Source organism: Nocardioides sp. P5_C9_2 (assembly GCF_054049555.1).
Genome location: NZ_JBFUMD010000024.1, coordinates 1 through 16807, shown reverse-complemented (window position 1 = coordinate 16807; position 16807 = coordinate 1). Strand labels below are relative to the sequence as shown.

Annotated in this window: 22 protein-coding genes and 1 pseudogene; 11 read left to right on the top strand and 12 right to left on the bottom strand. The window is 74.1% G+C overall.

Annotated elements, in window-relative coordinates; all coding sequences use genetic code 11:
- From ACXJKL_RS02575 to ACXJKL_RS02560, 4 genes are all read right to left on the bottom strand, one after another.
- Nucleotides 1-257: PHP domain-containing protein (locus ACXJKL_RS02575; RefSeq protein WP_457205480.1), on the bottom strand; the 257-nt coding region annotated here is incomplete at its 3' end.
- Nucleotides 247-735: an SAV_6107 family HEPN domain-containing protein gene (locus tag ACXJKL_RS02570; RefSeq protein ID WP_457205479.1), complete on the bottom strand. Its 489-nt coding sequence runs from the start codon at nt 733-735 to the stop codon at nt 247-249. The genes ACXJKL_RS02575 and ACXJKL_RS02570, both read right to left, overlap by 11 nt.
- Before the next feature lie 10 nt (nt 736-745).
- Nucleotides 746-1099, bottom strand: a complete 354-nt coding sequence (locus tag ACXJKL_RS02565) for a DUF6504 family protein (protein ID WP_457205478.1) — start codon at nt 1097-1099, stop codon at nt 746-748.
- Between the two features lie 170 nt (nt 1100-1269).
- Entirely contained in the window at nt 1270-1725 is a 456-nt protein-coding gene (locus ACXJKL_RS02560; protein WP_457205477.1) for a hypothetical protein, read from the bottom strand.
- A 57-nt stretch (nt 1726-1782) separates the two neighbouring features.
- On the opposite strand from ACXJKL_RS02560, the gene ACXJKL_RS02555 reads away from it, so the two are divergent.
- The 3 genes from ACXJKL_RS02555 to ACXJKL_RS02545 are packed head-to-tail and all read left to right on the top strand — an operon-like array spanning nt 1783 to nt 4170.
- Nucleotides 1783-2256 carry a YbaK/EbsC family protein gene (locus ACXJKL_RS02555; protein WP_457205476.1) on the top strand — a complete coding sequence of 158 codons (474 nt, stop codon included), beginning with the start codon at nt 1783-1785 and terminating at the stop codon, nt 2254-2256.
- Nucleotides 2256-2843, top strand: coding sequence for a DUF4126 domain-containing protein (locus tag ACXJKL_RS02550; RefSeq protein WP_457205482.1), 588 nt, complete (start codon nt 2256-2258; stop codon nt 2841-2843). The genes ACXJKL_RS02555 and ACXJKL_RS02550 overlap by 1 nt, the downstream gene beginning before the upstream one ends.
- 10 nt (nt 2844-2853) lie before the next feature.
- On the top strand, nt 2854-4170 hold the full coding sequence (locus tag ACXJKL_RS02545; protein WP_457205475.1) for a phytoene desaturase family protein: 1317 nt from the start codon (nt 2854-2856) through the stop codon (nt 4168-4170).
- 16 nt (nt 4171-4186) lie between these two features.
- Here the strand turns inward: ACXJKL_RS02545 and ACXJKL_RS02540 are convergent, their stop codons facing one another.
- Both ACXJKL_RS02540 and metF read right to left on the bottom strand, forming a co-directional pair.
- Nucleotides 4187-4789 carry an SIMPL domain-containing protein gene (locus tag ACXJKL_RS02540; RefSeq protein ID WP_457205474.1) on the bottom strand — a complete coding sequence of 201 codons (603 nt, stop codon included), beginning with the start codon at nt 4787-4789 and terminating at the stop codon, nt 4187-4189.
- 50 nt (nt 4790-4839) lie between these two features.
- Nucleotides 4840-5730: a methylenetetrahydrofolate reductase [NAD(P)H] gene (gene metF, locus ACXJKL_RS02535; protein ID WP_457205473.1), complete on the bottom strand. Its 891-nt coding sequence runs from the start codon at nt 5728-5730 to the stop codon at nt 4840-4842.
- Nucleotides 5731-5792: 62 nt separating this feature from the next.
- On the opposite strand from metF, the gene ACXJKL_RS02530 reads away from it, so the two are divergent.
- Nucleotides 5793-6872, top strand: a complete 1080-nt coding sequence (locus ACXJKL_RS02530) for a polyprenyl synthetase family protein (protein WP_457205472.1) — start codon at nt 5793-5795, stop codon at nt 6870-6872.
- A gap of 20 nt (nt 6873-6892) precedes the next feature.
- Here the strand turns inward: ACXJKL_RS02530 and ACXJKL_RS02525 are convergent, their stop codons facing one another.
- Genes ACXJKL_RS02525 through ACXJKL_RS02515 form a run of 3 tightly spaced genes read right to left on the bottom strand, consistent with a single transcriptional unit; the run spans nt 6893 to nt 8113 of the window.
- Nucleotides 6893-7324, bottom strand: coding sequence for a barstar family protein (locus tag ACXJKL_RS02525; protein WP_457205471.1), 432 nt, complete (start codon nt 7322-7324; stop codon nt 6893-6895).
- The gene (locus ACXJKL_RS02520) at nt 7321-7722 is read right to left on the bottom strand and encodes a ribonuclease domain-containing protein (RefSeq protein ID WP_457205470.1); all 402 of its coding nucleotides are present in this window, start codon (nt 7720-7722) and stop codon (nt 7321-7323) included. Before ACXJKL_RS02520 ends, ACXJKL_RS02525 begins: the two co-directional genes overlap by 4 nt.
- Nucleotides 7723-7741: 19 nt before the next feature.
- On the bottom strand, nt 7742-8113 hold the full coding sequence (locus tag ACXJKL_RS02515) for an Rv2175c family DNA-binding protein (RefSeq protein WP_457205469.1): 372 nt from the start codon (nt 8111-8113) through the stop codon (nt 7742-7744).
- Between the two features lie 179 nt (nt 8114-8292).
- Between ACXJKL_RS02515 and ACXJKL_RS02510 the strand changes: the two genes are divergently transcribed.
- The 6 genes and pseudogenes from ACXJKL_RS02510 to ACXJKL_RS02485 all read left to right on the top strand — a co-directional run bounded on the left by ACXJKL_RS02510 (nt 8293) and on the right by ACXJKL_RS02485 (nt 14038).
- Nucleotides 8293-9069, top strand: coding sequence for a transglycosylase SLT domain-containing protein (locus tag ACXJKL_RS02510; RefSeq protein ID WP_457205468.1), 777 nt, complete (start codon nt 8293-8295; stop codon nt 9067-9069).
- 242 nt (nt 9070-9311) lie between these two features.
- A pseudogene (gene pknB / locus ACXJKL_RS02505) lies at nt 9312-11060 on the top strand (Stk1 family PASTA domain-containing Ser/Thr kinase); the annotation flags it as partial.
- On the top strand, nt 11055-11273 hold the full coding sequence (locus ACXJKL_RS02500; protein WP_457205481.1) for a PASTA domain-containing protein: 219 nt from the start codon (nt 11055-11057) through the stop codon (nt 11271-11273). The pseudogene pknB and the gene ACXJKL_RS02500, both read left to right, overlap by 6 nt.
- A gap of 18 nt (nt 11274-11291) precedes the next feature.
- A complete protein-coding gene (locus ACXJKL_RS02495; protein ID WP_457205467.1) occupies nt 11292-12179 on the top strand; it encodes a deoxyribonuclease IV in 888 nt (295 codons plus the stop codon).
- Entirely contained in the window at nt 12176-13066 is an 891-nt protein-coding gene (locus ACXJKL_RS02490; protein WP_457205466.1) for a DMT family transporter, read from the top strand. Before ACXJKL_RS02495 ends, ACXJKL_RS02490 begins: the two co-directional genes overlap by 4 nt.
- Before the next feature lie 177 nt (nt 13067-13243).
- Nucleotides 13244-14038 (top strand): NADase-type glycan-binding domain-containing protein, encoded by a 795-nt coding sequence (locus ACXJKL_RS02485; protein ID WP_457205465.1) that lies wholly within the window; start codon nt 13244-13246, stop codon nt 14036-14038.
- A 54-nt stretch (nt 14039-14092) separates the two neighbouring features.
- On the opposite strand, the gene ACXJKL_RS02480 is transcribed toward ACXJKL_RS02485, so the two are convergent.
- Both ACXJKL_RS02480 and ACXJKL_RS02475 read right to left on the bottom strand, forming a co-directional pair.
- Nucleotides 14093-14923, bottom strand: coding sequence for an ABC transporter permease subunit (locus tag ACXJKL_RS02480; protein ID WP_457205464.1), 831 nt, complete (start codon nt 14921-14923; stop codon nt 14093-14095).
- On the bottom strand, nt 14920-15816 hold the full coding sequence (locus ACXJKL_RS02475) for an ABC transporter ATP-binding protein (RefSeq protein ID WP_457205463.1): 897 nt from the start codon (nt 15814-15816) through the stop codon (nt 14920-14922). The genes ACXJKL_RS02480 and ACXJKL_RS02475 overlap by 4 nt, the downstream gene beginning before the upstream one ends.
- A 121-nt stretch (nt 15817-15937) precedes the next feature.
- Here ACXJKL_RS02475 and ACXJKL_RS02470 point away from each other — a divergent pair, with 121 nt between their 5' ends.
- Nucleotides 15938-16420: an N-acetyltransferase family protein gene (locus ACXJKL_RS02470; protein WP_457205462.1), complete on the top strand. Its 483-nt coding sequence runs from the start codon at nt 15938-15940 to the stop codon at nt 16418-16420.
- On the opposite strand, the gene ACXJKL_RS02465 is transcribed toward ACXJKL_RS02470, so the two are convergent.
- Nucleotides 16389-16807 (bottom strand): threonine aldolase family protein (locus ACXJKL_RS02465; RefSeq protein WP_457205461.1); only part of this gene is annotated, 419 nt, incomplete at its 5' end. The two genes, ACXJKL_RS02470 and ACXJKL_RS02465, sit on opposite strands and share 32 nt — an antisense overlap.

The following is a 16807-nucleotide window of genomic DNA, read 5'->3' as shown; positions in this document are numbered from 1 at the left end:
GGCGCGCCCGGGCCGTGGTGGGCACCGGGACCGCCGGGGGCGACCGCCAGGTCGACGCCCAGGACGGGCCGGATCCCCGCCTGCTGGCAGGCCTGGGCGAACTTGACCGCGCCGTAGGTGCCGTCGCGGTCGGTGAGGGCGAGCGCGTCCATCTCGTGCTCCACGGCGCGCTCCACCAGGACGTGCGGGTGCGAGGCGCCGTACTGCAGGGAGTAGCCCGAGGCGACGTGGAGATGGACGAACGGGTCAGGCGACACCGCTCTGCCCGAAACCGGCGTGCCCGTGCCTGGCGTGCCCGGACGTGTGGCTGGCGGCCGCCGGCGCGTGGGGCACCAGTCCCAGCGCCTGCTCGACGACGGCCAGGAAGCGGTCGGAGTCGCGGACCAGGTCGTCCGCCTCGCGCTCGCTCACCGCCCGGGTCGAGCCGGCCTCGGCCGCGGCGCGCTTGCTCGCGCCCGCGGCGAAGAACCGGGCCCACTCCTCCAGCTCGGGGGCCACCTCGGTCAGCAGGACCCAGGCGTTCTTCTGCCGGCGGGCCCGGGGCGCCGGGTGGGCCCGCGCGGCCAGCAGTGCGGCGGCCGCACGCAGGGCGGCCACGTGGGCACAGGCGTAGCGGGTGGGCACGTCGCGTGCCGCGATCGACTCCTGCAGGGACTCGGCCGCGCGGGCGAGGTAGGCGTGGGCGGTCGCGGGCAGCAGGTGCGGGTTGAGGGTCGGGGTCGTTGCTCGGGTCATCTCCTCCACCTCAGTCCGCACAGCCGACGAGCTGCCAGCTGCCGTCGGTCCAGGAGAAGGACAGGTCGAAGACGCCGGACCGCTCGGACCCGGTCGCCGCGGATCCACGACCGGCCTCGACCCGCCAGAGCTCGCGCTCGACGAGCAGGTCGGCGCCGGTCGTCGGCGGGCTCGAGGTCAGGGTGTCGCCGGCGTCGTCGGAGCCGATCACGGCCCGGGCCCCGGAGGACTGCCACCACGGAGCCGTCTCCACCCAGTGCGCCAGCACCGCGCGGACCTTCCACAGCCGACCGTGCCAGAGGAACTGCTCGGGTCCCTCGGTCTCTCCCCGTCGCACCTCGACGGGGTCGTCGTACAGCCTCATGCGTGCCTCCTCACCGCTCGTCGACCCCGCCACCGGCCCCGGTGGCGATGGGGGTCGAGGTCACCGCCACCGGAGCCTGAGTCCGAACAGATGTTCGAACAAGGACCAAGGTACACGGCCCCACCGACAGTGGGTCAAGAGCCGATCGGGAGAAGGTGGAGAACTCCTCCTCAGTGGGCGCGCAGGTAGGCGCTGGTGTCCCGGCGCCAGAGGAAGAACACCAGGACGACGTACAGCACCATCGACAGTGCCGAGAGCCCGACGAACAGGACCGGCAGGTGGTTGAGCAGGCCCAGCGCGGCCACGAGCACCCCGAAGAACGCCATCAGCGTGAGGACCAGCCGCGCCCAGCCGTGCCCGTCGACCAGGAAGGCCGCGAGCACCGTCGCCAGCAGCAGGAAGACCACCAGCGACACCACGGCCAGCGGCACGAACTTGGGCACGATCGCGCTCTCCCGCAGCGCGTCGATCCCGCCGGAGGCCAGGATCTCCTGGGCCGACGGGTTGCCCTTGGCCCAGGAGAGGATCACCTCGTCGAGCTGCACCCACGTGAGCAGCGCGGTGACGGCGCTGACGAGCACGATGGCGATGAGCACCTGCACTGCACGCGCGACGGACGCGGGCACCTGGCGACGCAACAAGGCTGTTCCCCTCAGGAGTCGAACGGTGGCTAGGCTCCCGGCATGGCGAGCGAGCATCCGTCGGTCATCAGTTTTCGACACGAGCTGACCCGGCGCGGCGGCACCGGTGACGTGGTCATCCTGCCCGATGCCGTCCACACGGCGGCACTCGCCGCGGAGGCGCTCGGCTGCGAGGTCGGCGCCATCGCCAACAGCCTGCTCTTCGACGCCGGCGGGGTGCCCGTCCTGCTCCTCACCTCGGGCGCGCACCGGGTCGACGTGGGCAAGGCCGCCGCCGCGGTCGGCGTGCCGGCCCTCGCGCGGGCCACGCCGGACTTCGTCCGCCGCCACACCGGCCAGGTGATCGGCGGCGTCTCCCCCTTCGACCACCCCACCCCCGTGGGCACCTGGATCGACACGGACCTGCGCGCGTACGACGTGGTGTGGGCCGCCGCGGGGCACCCCGCCGCCGTCTTCTCCAGCACCTTCGACGAGCTGGTGGCGATGACCGGCGCCACCGAGATCGCGGTCGCGTGATGGAGTCCCTCTCGCTGGCCTTCACCGGCGGCTGGGCCAGCGGCATCAACGCCTATCTCGTGGTGCTGGTGCTCGGCATCGCCGACCGGGTGGGCGACGTCGCCGGCATCCCCGACGTGCTGGGCCGCTGGGACGTGCTCGCGGCCGCCGGCCTCATGTTCACCCTCGAGTTCGTCGCCGACAAGGTCCCCTACCTCGACTCCACCTGGGACGTGGTCTCCACGGCGATCCGGCCCACGGTGGGCGCGGTGATCGGCGTGCTCCTGGCCGGCGACGCGACGTCGCTGGACCAGGCCGTCCTCGGGGTCGTCGGCGGCGGCACCGCGCTGCTGTCGCACCTGGTCAAGGCAGGGAGCCGGCTGGCCATCAACTCCTCCCCCGAGCCGGTCACCAACGTCACCGCCAGCGTCACCGAGGACCTCACCGTCCTCGGGGTGGTGTGGGTCGCGATCGAGCACCCGCAGGCCGCCGCGGCGATCGCCGCGGTGCTCCTGGTCGTGGGCCTCATGGCGCTGGTCGTCCTGGGCCGGTTCGTGCGGCGCGGCTGGCGCCGCTGGAAACGACGGGATCCGGTCCCTGCGGCCTAGGGTGCTCGCCATGGCGCGCGTGGTGGTGGTGGGAGGCGGGTTCGGCGGTCTCGCGTCGGCCGCCCGGCTGGCCAGGCTGGGCCACGAGGTGACCCTCGTCGAGCGGTCCCCGACGCTCGGGGGCGCGCTGTCGACGGTCTCCCGGGAGGGCTTCGGGTGGGACGCCGGACCCACCTCGACCCTGCTCCCCGCCGTCGTGCGCGACCTCTTCCGCAAGACCGGTCGACCGCTCGAGCGCGAGCCCGGCGAGGTCGACCTGGTGGCCCGGGACCTGGTCCGCGAGCACCGCTTCGAGGACGGGTCGACCCTGCGGCTGCCCGGCGGGTCGCGCGCCGCCCAGCTGGCGGCGTTCGACGAGCTCGGACCGGGACTCGGCCAGCAGTGGGTCGACCACGTCGCCTCCTACTCCGACACCTGGGACCTGCTGCGCCGCGACCATCTCGAGCGCCCGTGGGACCCCGCGCTGGCCCCCAGGGCCCTGACCGACCTGCTCACCGGCCGGGAGACGCTGCACCGGCGGCTGCGGCGGGCGTTCCGCGACGAGCGGCTGCGGCTGGTCGCCGGCCACCCGTTCGTCGTCGACGGCCACGACCCGCGCAACGTCCCGGCGTGGTCGGGCGTGCTGGCCTACGTCGAGCAGCGGTTCGGCGCGTGGACGGTCCCCGGCGGCATGGCCGCGCTCGGCACGGTCCTCGCCGCGCGCCTCGACACCCGAGGGGTCACCGTGATGACGTCCACGACCGTCGACGACCTGGTCGTGCGCGAGGGCCGGGTGGCGGCCGTCGCCACGTCGGCCGGCGAGCTGGATGCCGACCTGGTCGTCTGCGCCATCGACCCGCGCCGGCTGCCGGTCCTGGCGCGGCACGTCGAGCGCACCATGCCCGCCATCCCGCCGGTGATCTGCCACCTCGGCCTCTCGGACGCGCACACCCTGCCCGACCTGCCGCACGAGGTGGTCCTGCACGGCGACCCGATGCTCGTCGTCCGCACCGGTGGCCGGGCGCCCACGGGTGCCGCCGGCTGGACGGTCCACGGTCGCGGCCGGCTCGCCGAGGACATCCTCCGGGCGCTCGCCCGGCACCGGATCGACGTGCGCGACCGGGTCGTCGTACGGGTCGACCGGTCGCCGCGCGACCTCGTCGAGGACTGGGGCGGGTCACCGCTCGGCGTGCTGTGGCAGGGCCGGGCGACCGTCCGGGCCCGGCTCGGACCGACGACGCCGGTGCCGGGCGTGTACGCCGCCGGCGCGCACGCCACTCCCGGGTCCGGGCTGCCGTTCGTGGGGCTCTCGGCCGCGCTCGTCGCCCAGGCCGTCGGCCCGGCCTGAGCCGGGGCGTCGTCCCTCAGGCCAGCGTCCAGGTGAYGGTCACGGCACCCCGCACCGCCGTCTCCCCCGGCTCCAGGCCCGCGCCCGCAGCTTTGAGGGCCACCGGCGTCGGCCCCCCGGCGTCCGTCGGCATGCCCTCCACGATGGCCACGACGTCGCCCAGCTCCGCCCCGGCGAGGGCGGCCAGGTGCGCGGCGTGCGCCCGGGCGTCGTCCCACGCGGCCTCGGCCGCCGTGGACCGGGCCGCGGACGGGTCGCTCACGTCCAGCGAGACCCCGTCGACCACGAGCGCGTCGCCGACCGCGTCGGCGAGCGCGGTCACCAGGTCACCCGCCTGCTCGACCGACGTGCACCGCACCGCGAGCGAGTGCCGGGCCTCGAAGCCGGCGGGCCGCCCCTCCGCGTCGTGCCACGGCCAGACGCTGAGACCCATCGATCCGGGCAGGAGATCGTGCTCGCGAGCCACGTCGCCGACCCGGTCGGCCGATGCCGACACCCCGGACAGGGCGGCGGCCACGCCGGCGGCGCGGTGCACGGCGGCGACCCGGACGACGGCCGAGTCGGGGACGACGGTGGCGACTCCGTGACCGGTCACGGTGACGGTGCGGGGGACGGTCATGGGTGCACCGTAGCGATCCCGGCAGGGGGCGGCGCCCCGATCGGCCAGGGTCAGACGGTGATCCGTAGCGCGGAGAAGATCTCCCGCGTCGCCTTGGACCGGTTGAGGGTGTAGAAGTGCAGTCCCGGCGCCCCGGCGGCGAGCAGCGCCTCGCACAGCTCGGCGGCCATCGCGATCCCCTCGGCGCGCAGCCCGGCCGGGTCCTGCTCGTGCGGCGCGAGGCGCCGGCGCACGGCGTCGGGCACGGGGTGGCCGGAGAGCTCCGCCATCCGCGAGACCTGACGCAGGTTGAGGATCGGCATGATCCCGGGCAGCACCGGGATGTCCACGCCCACGGCGCTCGAGCGCTCGAGCAGGCCGGCGTAGTCGTCGGCCGAGAACACCATGTCGGTGATCGCGAACTCGGCACCGGCCCGCTGCTTGGCCAGCAGCACGCGCGCGTCCTGCTCGAGCGACTCCGCCGACGGGTGGCCCAACGAGAAGGCCGCGACCGCGACCGCGAAGTCACCGCGCCGGCTCGCCAGCTCGACCAGGTCGCTGGCGTGCGCGAGGCCACCCTCGGTGGGCACCCACTCGGCCCGCGGCCCGTCCTCGGGGTCGCCGCGCAGGGCGAGCACGTGGGCGACACCGGCCTCCGCGTAGCTGTCCAGGATCGACTCCAGCTCCGCGCGGGTGTGGCCCACGCAGGTGAGGTGACCGACCGGGACCAGCGAGGTCTCGCGGGCGATCCGTCCGGTGATCCGGACCGTGGTGTCGCGCGRGCTGCCGCCGGCGCCGTACGTCACGGAGACGAAGGTGGGGTCGTAGGGCTCGAGCTCGGTGATGGCGCGCCAGAGCTGCTCCTCGCCCTCCGCGTCCTTGGGCGGGAAGAACTCGAAGGAGAACGAGCGCTCGCCGCCCTCGATGCGCTCGCGCATGCTCCGTCCGCGTCCCTGGGTCATGGCTCAACCCTAGGTACGCCGCGGGTGCGGGGCCGCATCCGTCCACTGGTTAGGCTCCCGGCGTGACCAGCCCGGTGAGCATGCAGTGGGACCCCGCCGACTTCCGCGAGCGGATCCAGACGGTGCTCGACGCCTTCCTCGACGAGCAGGCGGCGCGGCTCTCGCCCCTGGGCGACGACGCCGCCCGGCTCATCGCCGAGGCCCGCACCAGCGTCCGCGGCGGGAAGCGCTTCCGGGCCGCGTTCTGCCACTGGGGCTACCGCGCGATCCGGCCCGACGTCGCCGACGAGGACGCCCTCGCCCGCGCCTGCGCCGCGCTCGAGCTGCTGCACGCCAGCGCACTGGTGCACGACGACTTCATGGACGCCTCCGACACCCGACGCGGCCGGCCGTCGACCCACCGGTCCTTCGAGGCCGAGCACCGCGGGGCCGGGTGGCGCGGGCGTCCCGACCAGTACGGCGCCGCGGCCGCGATCCTGCTCGGCGACCTGCTCCTGGGGTGGTCGGAGGAGCTGTTGCGTCGCTGCGGACTGCCGCTGGCGAGCGTCGTACCGGCCCTCGAGGTCTTCGACCTGTGCCGCACCGAGGTGATCGCCGGGCAGTTCCTCGACGTGTCCGTGCAGGCCCGCGGGCGTGCGGACGTCGACACCGCGATGACGGTGCTGCGCTACAAGTCCGCCAAGTACTCCATCGAGCGCCCGCTGCACATCGGGGCCGCGCTGGCCGGCGCCACGCCCGCCCAGCTCGAGGAGCTCAGCAGGTTCGGGCTGCCGCTCGGCGAGGCGTTCCAGCTGCGCGACGACCTGCTCGGCGTGTACGGCGACCCCGCGACCACGGGCAAGCCGGCCGGCGACGACCTCGTGGAGGGCAAGCGCACCGTGCTGGTCGCCCTGGCCCTCGACGGCACCGACCGCGACGCCGCCGGGCGCCTCGACGCGGCGCTCGGCACCACCCTCGACGAGGTCGCGGTCGCCGACCTGCGCGACATCATCGATCGCTCCGGCGCGCACGCGCAGGTCGAGGAGGTCATCGCGGCGCTCGCCGAGCGGGCGGTGGCGGCGCTGGAGACCCCGACCGTGGACGACGCGGCCCGGGGCGTGCTGCGCGAGCTGGCCGCCGCGGCGACCCAGCGCACCGTCTGAGGGGGGCCCGCGACCGGGGCTCAGTCCAGGCTGGGCAGCCCGGCGACCTCGGGGCCCTCGCCCCGCAGCAGCACGGCGAACGGCGCGCCGCGGTCGGCGTGCACCCGGGACCCCAGGACGGTGAGCGCGATGTCGAACGCCTTCTCGTCGCCGCGCGCGAGCGTCGCCCAGCCGTCCCACAGCAGCACCACGCCGTCGAGCCCGGAGCCGATGTCGTGCAGGCAGTCGGCGAGGGCGTCGAAGTTCTGGCCGTACCAGTCGGGGAAGCCGAGGGCCTCCCCCACTGCCGCGAGGAAGTCGGCCTTGCCGTCCGCGACCCAGCCGTCGACGTGGGCCAGACCCCAGCCGGCGTACTCGACCGTGCGGCGTACGTCGTCGACGTCGAACGCCCCGTGCCACAGGTAGGTGCCGGGGTCCACCCGGCCGGCCAGCAACGCAGCGAGCCCGCTCATCGCACGATCCTCTCGAAGGACGCGTAGTGGTCCCCGGTCCAGTACAGCTCGCCGTCCTGCCCGGCGACGATGCGGCGCGCGCCGCGGTCCTCCGAGCCCGGGGTGGGCACGGTGTACTCGGTGTAGTAGCCCTGCGGCCGGTCCGGGAGCAGCTCCTCCCGGTTGCCGAAGGTGCCGCCGTCCTCGTCCTCGGGGAACGGGCCGCCGGCATCGATCAGCACGACCGTGTCGGCCGCCTCGGGCGGCAGGTCGGCCAGTAACACCACGGACAGTCCGCCCGAGGCGTCGGTCGGCGGGTCGTCGGAGGAGGTGCCGCCGCTGCCCTGGGTCCACCACACGAGGGCGGCGACGACCACCGCGAGCAGCAGCCCGAGCGCGTTCCGCTGCCCTGTCCGCATGACCGGTCAGGCTAGCCGGTCAGAAGCCCAGGACCTGGGCGCGACGCTTGACCTCGGAGCCGCGGTTCTCACGCAGCGCGTCGATCGGACGACCGGGGAGGTCGTCGTCGGTGAAGATCCAGGCGATGCACTCGCGGTCGTCGAAGTGGCGGTCGTGCAGCAGGGTCAGCAGCCCGGGCAGTCCCTTGACGACGAGACCGTCCTGGATGAAGTCGGCCGGCACCCGGGGCCCGGCGCCGGGGCTGGGCACGGCCCCGGCCAGCTCGTGGTCCTTGATCATCGTGCGCACCTTGGCGGGGGTGACGCCGAGGGCGTCGCCGGCCTCGTCCCAGGTGAGCCAGGTGGGGACGAGGGCAGCCAGGTCGGCCTCGGACAGGGGTACGTCGCTCATGGGACGCAGTTTTCCACGCCGCTGCTCCCGGGACCGATCCACACCCCTCCCGACACGCCCGACCCTGGCCCGGCTGGTCTGGACCGGGTCGCGGTGCGTACCGTCGAACGCTCGCCGTGACGCCTTCCCCTCGGTCTCCGATGAGTCCGGGCGACGCGGCGAGGACGAGGAGAACCGTCGTGCGCCGACCCCTGATCGTGGCCACCGCCGCCGTGGCGGCCCTGGTGCTCGCGCCACTCGCGCCGGCGGCCGCCGACCACCTGCGGCTCCCCGAGGGACGCCACCTGAAGACCTACACCGTCAAGCCCGGCGACACCGCCACCGGGCTGGCGGTCCGCTTCCACGCCTGGACCGCCGAGCTGATCTCCCACAACCACCTCGACGCCTCCGGTCGGCTGCGGGTCGGTCAGCGGATCGAGATCCCGGTCGTCACGAAGGCGCGGGACGAGGATCGCGACGAGCACCACCACGGCGGCCAGGGCCACGGGGGCCAGGGCGGCGGGGGCGGCGGCGCCGCAGGGGGCTCGGGCTCGTCGACCGGCCACCCGTCGCGTGACCGGGTCCGCCGCACGATCACCCGCGCCGCGAACTACCGCGGGGTGGACCCGCAGCTCGCGCTGGCCATCGGCTGGCAGGAGTCGGGGTGGCAGATGCACCGCGTCTCCAGCGCCGGAGCCATCGGCGCGATGCAGGTGCTGCCCGGCACGGGCCGCTGGATGGAGCAGTACGCCGGCCGCGACCTCCGCCTGCGGGTCCTCAAGGACAACGCCACCGCCGGCGTGCTGCTGCTCGGCGTCCTCGACGACCACACCCGCAACCGCCGCCACCAGGTCGGCGCCTACTACCAGGGGCTCGGCGCGCTGCAGGAGCACGGCCTGTACGGCGAGACCAAGGCGTACGTCGCCAACGTGCTGGCCATCAAGGAGCGCCTCGAGACCGGCCGGCCGCCGGCCTGAGCGGCGTACCGGAGCGGGCAGGGCGCATCCACGCCACGCCGGGGCGGGGCGCCGGGGCGGTGTCGGGGCGCGCGATTCGTACGATGGGGGCTCCGGATCCTTCCCCGTCCGGTGATGGAGGTCGAGCTGTGGAGCCACGCGACGAGCCGACCGGGTCCGATCGCGGCCCGGCGCGCGGCGCTGCCGAGCGACGCACCGGCGCCGACGCCCTCGTCGGCCGCCTCCTCGACCGTCGCTACCGGATCGGGGGACGCATCGCCCGTGGCGGCATGGCCAGCGTGTACGAGGCCACCGACATCCGCCTGGACCGGACCGTCGCCGTCAAGGTGATGCACCCCGGCCTCGGCGACGACGACGACTTCGCCCAGCGCTTCGTGCGCGAGGCCCGCGCGGCCGCCCGGCTCAACCACCCGCACGTGGTGGGGGTCTACGACCAGGGCGACGACGACGGCACGGTCTTCCTGGCCATGGAGTACGTCCCCGGGCACACGCTGCGCGACGTCATCCGCAAGGAGTCCCCGATGACGCCGCTGCGGGCCCTGGCGCTCCTCGAGCCCGTCGTCTCGGCGCTGGCCGCGGCACACCGGGCCGGGCTCATCCACCGCGACGTCAAGCCGGAGAACGTGCTCATCGCCGACGAGGCCCACGGCGGCGGCGTCAAGGTCGCCGACTTCGGGCTGGCCAAGGCCGTCAGCGCCGACACCCAGCACACGGCCACCGGCGGCGTCCTGATCGGGACGGTGTCCTACCTGGCCCCCGAGCTCGTCGTCGACGGCCGCGCCGACGCGCGCGCCGACGTGTACGCCGCCGGCGTCGTCCTCTACGAGCTGCTCACCGGCCGCAAGCCGCACGAGGGTGAGAGCCCCATCCAGGTCGCCTACCGCCACGTCCACGAGGACGTCCCCGCACCGTCCGCGCTCCAGCCGGACCTCCCGGCGTACGTCGACGCGCTCGTCGCGCGCGCCACCAGCCGCGACCGCACCCAGCGTCCCGCCGACGCCGGCGTGCTGCTGCACCAGATCCACCGGGTGACCCAGGCCCTGCGCGAGGGCGTCACGGACGACCCCGAGCTGACCGCCGACCTGGCGCCCGTGGCGCCGTACGTCGACGACAGCACCGATGCGCAGACCGACGAGGACACGACACCCGAGCCGTTCGACCCGGTCGAGATGGCCAACCTCAGCGCCCGGCTGCAGCCGCCGCCCGGCGACCCCCGGGCGGAGATCGTCGACGACAGCCACCACACGACCGTCCTCGACCGCCGGCCGCCGCGCCCGCCCAGCCAGGCTGCGCCGGTCGTGACCGCGGCGCGCTCGAAGTCGGTCAAGGGCCCCCTCGCCCTGCTGCTCACCGTCCTGCTCGTCGCCGCCCTCGGCGGCGGGGCGTGGTGGCTGGGGTGGGAGCGCTACACCGTCACTCCCGGGGTGCTCGGCGTCGACGCGGCGACGGCCGCGGCCGAGCTCGAGAAGTCCGGGCTAGACGCCGAGGAGGGCGATCCCCGCTACTCGGAGACCGTGGAGGCGGGGCTGGTGCTCGACACCGACCCGGAGCCCGGGGACCGGGTGCTCGACGGCGGCACCGTCACCCTGGTCGTGTCGTTGGGGCCGGAGCGCTACGAGGTGCCGGCCCTGGCCGGACTGACCGAGGACCAGGCGCAGGACACCCTCGACCAGGGCAACCTGGCCTTCGGCGAGAGCAGGGAGAAGTTCTCGGACACGGTGCCGGCCGGGCAGGTGATCCGGTCGGCTCCCGCCACCGGCAAGGTCCTCAAGCCCGACGCACCCGTCGACCTCGTGCTGAGCAAGGGCCGCCGCCCGATCGACATCAAGGACTGGACCGGCGAGGACGCCGAGCAGGCCACCTCGGCGCTGGAGAGACGCAAGCTGGTCGTCGAGGTGACCGGCGAGGAGTACAGCGACACCGTCGACGAGGGCGACGTGATCTCGCAGAACCCGACGGCCGGACCGCTCTACAAGGGTGACACCGTGCAGCTCGTCGTCTCCCGGGGTCCGGAGCTCGTCGAGGTGCCGAGGGTCGTCGCCAAGGGCGTCGACGCCGCCACCGAGGAGCTGGAGGCACTGGGGTTCGTGGTCGAGGTCGAGGAGAGCAGCAACTACATCGGCGTCGGCTTCGTCTTCAGCTCCGACCCCGGCGCGGGGTCGATGGCGCCCAAGGGCTCCACGATCACGCTCTACCTGATCTGACGGCCTAGCCTTCCTCGGGTGACGCCCGAGCTCCGCAACCCGATCGGCACCCACGTGAGGGTCGGCAAGGGACTCGTCGCGGGCGCGCTCGCGCAGGTGGACGAGGTCGGCTACGAAACCCTCCAGGTCTTCGTCGGCAACCCGCGCGGCTGGGCGCACTCGCCGGGCAGGCCGGCCGAGGACGAGCGCTTCCGGGAGGAGTGCGCGCGACGAGGCCTGCGCGCCTTCATCCACGCGCCGTACCTCGTCAACCTCGGCTCCCCCACGCCGCTGACCTGGGAGCGCTCGGTCGGCGTCGTCGCCCACACGCTGCGCCGCGCCGTCGAGGTCGGCGCCGAGGGCGTCGTCGTCCACACCGGTTCGTACGTCGACCCGACCGGCTCCCGGGAGCAGCACGACGCCGCGATGCGCCGGGTCCGCGAGGGGCTGCTGCCGGTGCTGGAGGCGCTCGACGGCGACGACGCCCCGTGGCTGCTGCTGGAGCCGACCGCCGGGCAGGGCCGGTCGCTTTGCGCCGGCGTCGACGACCTCGAGCCCTACCTCGCCGCCCTCGACCTGCACCCCCGCGCCGGGATCTGCCTGGACACCTGCCACGTCTTCGCGGCCGGTGCGCCCCTCGACGAGCCCAGCGGGGCGACCGCGACCGTCGACCGGATCGTGGAGATCGGTGGCGCGGAACGGCTGCGGCTGATCCACGCCAACGACTCGATGGACGTGCGCGGCGCCTCCAAGGACCGGCACCAGCGCATCGGCGAGGGCCACATCGGCACCGACGCGTTCCGCGAGCTGTTCGCGCACCCTGCGACCGCGGGGGTGCCGTTCATCCTGGAGACGCCGGGCTCGCGCGACGCCGGCAACCCGGACCTCGAGGTGCTGCGGCGGCTGCGGGCGGAGGCGGCGGCGTGAGCGCGCGGCGTACCTCCCTGCTGGCCTCCCTGGCGCTGCTCGCCATGACGGCCACGTGGGGCTCGACGTTCTTCCTCATCAAGGACCTGCTCGACCGCATGCCGGTGCTCGACTTCCTGGCCGTGCGGTTCGCGATCGCCAGCGCCGTGATGCTGCTCGCCGCCCCCCGGGCCCTCGCCCGCCTCTCCCCCGCGGTCCGCCGCCACGCGGTGGTCCTGGGCCTGCTGTACGGCGTCGCGCAGATCCTCCAGACCGGCGGGCTCGCCCACACCCCGGCCAGCGTCAGCGGCTTCATCACCGGGATGTACGTCGTGCTGACCCCCGTCCTCGCCGCGGCGATCCTGCACACCAGGATCACCGCGGTGACCTGGGCGGCCGTCGCGCTCGCGACCGCCGGCCTCGGCGTGCTGACCCTGAGCGGCCTGAGCCTGGGGTACGGCGAGGCGGTCACGCTCGTGTCGGCCGTGCTCTACGCGCTGCACATCGTCGGGCTGGGCGCCTGGTCGACGCCGCGGGACGCCGTCGGCATGTCGATCCTGCAGATCATGGTCATCACCCTCGTGTGCCTCCTGGCCACGCTCCCCGACGGGATCGTGCTGCCGTCGACCGGACGGGACTGGCTGTCGGTCGTCTACATGGCGATCTTCGCCGGCGCCCTCGCGATGCTGGGCCAGACCTGGGCGCAGGCGCACCTGCCGCCGACCCGTAGCGCGATCATCATGAGCATGGAGCCGGTCTTCGCGGCCTCCTTCGCCGTGTGGCTGGGCGGGGAGGGCGTGACGCCGCGCCTCCTCGTCGGGGGCCTGATGGTGCTCACCGCAATGCTGGTCGTCGAGCTCGTCCCGCGACGCCGGGTCGAGGTCGAGGTGTCGCACATCGCCGTCTGAGCGACCGGGCGGTTCCGGCGCGCTGGAATCCGCCGACCGGGCACTTCCGGCGCGCTCGAACCCCGACCGCTGGAAGCTGAGTCACCCACTGACTCAGGTCGCACCTCGCCGACGGTCAGCGGTCAGCAGTGGGACAAACCCGAGGCCCCGTCCCGGCCGGCCACCTAGGCTTGTCCCATGAGCACCTGTGCACGGTGCGGCCATGAGCTCGGGGTGGGCCGCTTCTGCACCAACTGCGGGCACCCGATCGGCCAGCCCGTCCCCGAGTCCGAGGTGCTCCCCCGCCTCGACGTGCCGACGCCCGGCGTGACGCACGACGAGTCGACCGACCGGCCGGCGTGGCTGCTGCCCGTGATCGGCGCAGTGCTGGCGCTGGTCCTGGTCGTCGCGCTGGTGTCCTGCCTGGGCGGGGACGAGGACGAGCCGGACGCCGCGCGGAGCACCCCCACGGCCGACGCCTCCGGTGCGGCAGGCGACCGGCTCCGGCCGACCGACGTCGCCAGGACCGCTCGCATCGACGCCCCCGAGGCCGCGCCCACCACCACCGACCTGGACGGCAGCACCGTGGGCTTCCCGGCGGAGCAGATGGTGGACGGGCTGCCCGAGACGTCGTGGCGCACCGCAGGGGACGCCACGGGCACCACGATCACCTTCACCCTGCGTCGCCCGACCACGCTGACCTCCCTCGGCCTGGTCAACGGCTACGCCAGGCGGGTGTCCAACGGGTCGTCCCAGGTCGACTGGTACCCGCTGAACCGCCGCATCACGCGGGTGCTGTGGGTCTTCGACGACGGGTCCACGGTCGGCCAGGACCTGAGCGAGGTACGCCGCCTCCAGCGGCTGCGGATCGACCCGGTCACGACGCGGACCGTCCAGCTCCGGATCGCCGCGGTCACCCCGCCCGGGGCGGGTCCCCTCGGTCGTGACTACACCGCCGTCAGCGAGGTCCTGCTGTCGGGCACCCGGGCCTGAGCAGCGCGACGGCCGGACCCGCAGGGGGCCCGGCCGTGCGTCGTACGACTCCGGTCACTTCACCTCGGAGCGCATCACCATCGCGAGACCGACCGCCAGCGGGGCGACCAGCCAGATGAGCCCGCTGGTGCCCAGCTGCGCCCAGAACTCCCCGGTCATGCTCGCCTCGTAGAGCCGGCTGCTCGCGAAGTTGAAGTCGACCCACGGCTGCAGGTCGGCGAACCACGACTGCAGGCCGGCCAGCAGCATCAGCAGGCTGGGCAGCACGAGCGAGTAGACGAAGTACGTCACGATCGCCGCCGCGGAGCTGCGCAGCAGCACGCCCAGCATGAAGCCGACGGTCATGCCGAGCACCTGGGCGAGCACGATCTGGGAGAACACGACCACGGAGATGTTCCACACCGGGTCGACACCGACGATCGCCGAGCCGAGCAGGTTGCCCAGCGCGCCGATCCCCAGTGCCACGAACATCGAGGCCACGCCGACGAGAACCGCCGCGATCGCCTTCGCGGCGATGACGCGGCCCCGGTTCGGGACCATGGTGTACGTCGTGAGGCCGGTGCGCTGGGTGTACTCACCGGTGACCGAGAGGATCGCGATCATCGGCAGGATCACCGACATGGGCACGCCGATCGCGCTGGCGAAGAGGTCGAAGTCGATCTCCGCGTCGGGCGCGAACAGGATCGCCGCCCCGGTCGCGACGACCGACAGGATGGCGATGCTCATCAGCATCCAGAAGCCGGCGCGGGTGTCGAACATCTTGCGCAGCTCGACCGACACGATCCGGCCGGTCGTGATCGGGGGGACGGCCCTGCGCTCGCGCGGTGCCGCCGTGGTGGTCCTGCTGGTCGTGGTGGTCGTGGGCTGGACGGTCGTGGCGGTCATGCCGCTGCTCCTTCTCGCTGGGTGTCGGCGGTGAGCTCGAGGAACATGTCCTCCAGGCCGGCGCCGTCGCCGGACCTGAGCTCGGTGAGGGGGACGCCCGCGTCCAGGGCGACACGGCCCACCTGGTCGGGGGTGGCGTCGGTGCGCAGCCCGCCGTCGACGGCACTGCACGCGACGCCCTGGGCCACGAGCGCCCGACCGAGGACCTCGACCTCGGGCGTGCGGACGAGGGTGCCCGCGCCGGCCAGGAGCTCGGCCTTGGTGCCCTGCGCCACGATCCGGCCCTGCCCGATGACGACGATGTCGTCGGCGATGACCTCGATCTCGTGGAGCAGGTGCGAGGACAGCAGCACGGTGCCGCCGTCGCGGGCGAAGTCGCGCAGCAGGTCGCGCATCCACCGGATGCCGGCCGGGTCGAGGCCGTTGGCCGGCTCGTCGAGGATCAGTACCCGCGGATCGCCGATCAGGGCCGCGGCGATGCCGAGGCGCTGGCGCATCCCGAGGGAGTAGTGCCGCACGCGGCGTCCGGCCTCCTCCGGCGTGAGGCTGACCAGCTCGAGCATCTCGTCGACGCGCGTGCGGGGCAGTCCCATGGTGCGCTGGGCGATGGTGAGGATCTCGCGACCGGTGCGCCCGGCGTGCTGCGCGGACGCGTCCAGGAGGACGCCGACCTCATGGCCGGGGTTGGTCAGGTCGGCGAAGCGGGCGCCGTCGATGAGGGCGGAGCCGGACGTGGCCGGGGTGAGGCCCACGACGATCCGCATGGTGGTGGACTTGCCGGCACCGTTGGGGCCGAGGAAGCCGGTGACCCGGCCGGGCCGGGCGGTGAAGGTGACGTCGTCGACGGCCGTGAAGCCGCCGTACTTCCGGGTGAGTGACTCGACTGTGATCATGGGCCCCACGTTCTCCCGAACGGGCACCCGCGCACATCGGGGACAACGCTGGGACCGACCACGGCCGCACCCTGAGGTCGTCTCGGGGTCTCCCCCGAGACCCGCCTCCTAGGCTTGGACCATGCCGCGCACCGTCATCCACTCCGTCACCGCGCCGGAGCAGGTGACCGCGGCGGTCGCCGTCTGGGCGTCGGCCCGCGAGGCGGTCGGTGGCACGCCGTCACCCGAGCGACGGGCCCGGGTGGAGGCCACGGTTCGCGACAGCCGCGTGGCCCTGCTCGCGACGTACGGCGACCGGCCCGCCGGCATGCTCGTGGCCGAGCCCTACGCCGAGAACGCCGTCGAGGACCCGACGTGCGGCCACGTGGCGATGGTGTTCGTCGACCCGGCCTACTGGGGCAGCGGCATCGGCGGCACGCTCGTCCGCGCGCTGCAGGCACCCCCCGAGGGCACGGAGTGGACGCGGCTGAGCGTGTGGACGCGGGCCACCAACCGGCGCTCGCTGCGTCTCTACGGCACGTGCGGCTTCGTCGACTCCGGTGACCGCGCCATCCTGCACGAGGGCGAGGAGATCATCCGGCTGGAGTGGCGGCGACCCGACTGAGCACGCCGGCGGCGCGACGGGCGTCGTCCGCGCTGATGTCGAGGTGCGTCACCAGGCGTACGGCGCGTGGTCCGACGGGCGCGACGCGCACGCCCTGCTCGGCGGCCTGCGCGACGAAGCGGCCGGCGTCGTCCCGCTCGACCACGACGATGTTGGTGTCCACGGTGTCCGGGTCGACGCCGCACGCCTCCGCGAGCAGACGGGCGTGCGTGTGGTCCTCGGCGAGGCGCTCGACGTGGTGGTCGAGCGCGTGCAGGCCGGCCGCGGCGAGGATGCCGACCTGGCGCATCCCACCCCCGAGCCGCTTGCGCCACACCCGGGCCTCGGCGATGGCGTCCCGACCGCCGACCATCAACGAGCCGACCGGGGCGCCCAGCCCCTTGGACA